The organism is Mycobacterium asiaticum (assembly GCF_001668675.1).
GTDB classification, from domain to species: domain Bacteria; phylum Actinomycetota; class Actinomycetes; order Mycobacteriales; family Mycobacteriaceae; genus Mycobacterium; species Mycobacterium asiaticum_D.
Map to the genome: position 1 here is coordinate 1 of NZ_LZKQ01000064.1, position 1,456 is coordinate 1,456.

The 1,456-nt window shown below is 64.9% G+C and carries 2 protein-coding genes; both read right to left on the reverse strand.

The window, feature by feature from the left end:
- Positions 1 to 71: 71 nt before the first annotated feature.
- A complete protein-coding gene (locus A9X01_RS06290) occupies positions 72 to 752 on the reverse strand; it encodes a response regulator (protein WP_065119933.1) in 681 nt (226 codons plus the stop codon).
- Positions 749 to 1,456: sensor histidine kinase (locus A9X01_RS06295; RefSeq protein WP_253848975.1), on the reverse strand; the 708-nt coding region annotated here is incomplete at its 5' end. The genes A9X01_RS06295 and A9X01_RS06290, both read right to left, overlap by 4 nt.

Here is a 1,456-nt window from a genome sequence, read left to right on the forward strand (position 1 = left end):
CACCGACAATGTCGCTGCAAGCCGGGCAACGACGCACATGCCCCTGAGAGACGGCGCGCACCGCACCCCGCTCATGCTTCGAAGCGGTAACCCATACCCGACTCGGTCAGCAAATGTTTGGGATGCGACGGGTCCTCCTCAAGCTTGCGCCGCAGCTGCGCCAAATAGACTCGTAGATAATGCGTTTCGGTCGCATAAGCCGGCCCCCACACCTCCTTGAGCAACTCCTCGCGACCCACCAGCTTGCCGCGATTGCGCACCAGCATCTCCAGCATGCCCCACTCCGTCGGGGTCAGATGCACCTCCGCGCCGCCCTTCAGCACCTTCTTCGTTGCCAAATCAACCGTGAAAGAAGAAGTTTCGACCACCGGCTGCTCCACCTCCGACGCCGCGGCAGCGCGCCGCACCGCGGCCCGCAACCTGGCCAGAAACTCGTCCATCCCGAACGGCTTCGTCACATAATCGTCGGCTCCGGCGTCCAACGCCTCGACCTTGTCAGAAGAATCGCTGCGCGCCGACAACACAATTACCGGTGCGGAAAGCCACCCGCGCAACCCGCCCAACACATCGATACCCGAAATATCGGGCAGACCGAGATCCAGAATCACCACGTCCGGAGGATGCTCAGCGGCGGCCCGCAGCGCTCCTGCACCGGTTGACGCGGTAATCACCTCATAACCGCGCACGCTCAGATTGATCCGCAGCGCCCGCAGGATGTGGGGCTCGTCATCAATTACCAAGACCCGGGTCATTGTTCACCGCTGTCCGGCGGCCCGGCCAGGTCCAGCACCACCGTCAGCCCGCCCCCCGGCGTATCGCCGGCCTGGATCGTGCCCCCCATGGCCTCGACGAAGCCGCGCGCCACCGACATCCCCAAACCGACACCGGTGGTGTTGTCATGGTCACCCAACCGCTGAAACGCCTCGAACACCTGATCCTCGGCCCCGTGCGGAATCCCCGGCCCCTCATCGATCACGTTGATCAGCACGCGCTGGCCCACCCGTCCCGCGTTGACCCGGACCATGCAATCAGGCGCGTAGCGCAACGCGTTGTCGATCAGGTTGGCAAGCACCCGTTCCAGCAGTCCGCCATCGGCCATCACTACGGCATCACCGACGTCGACCTTCACGCGATCGATGGCGGATCGGTAGAATCCGGTGGCCCCCTTGCCGATGCTCACCAACGCGCGCTGCACCACCTCCTCGAGGTACACCCGTTGTTGCTCGGGGCGCACCACCCCCGCGGCCAACCGCGACGAGTCGAGCAGGTTACCCACCAGTGCAGTCAGCTGATCAATGGATTCCTCTGTGCTGGAAAGCAATTCGGCGGTGTCCTCGGCGGAGAAGGCCACATCGCCGGCGCGCAGGCTGGACACCGCAACCTTGGCGGCCGCCAGTGGGGTGCGTAGGTCGTGGCTGACCGCCGAAAGCAGAGACCGCCGCAGCTCGTCGGCCCG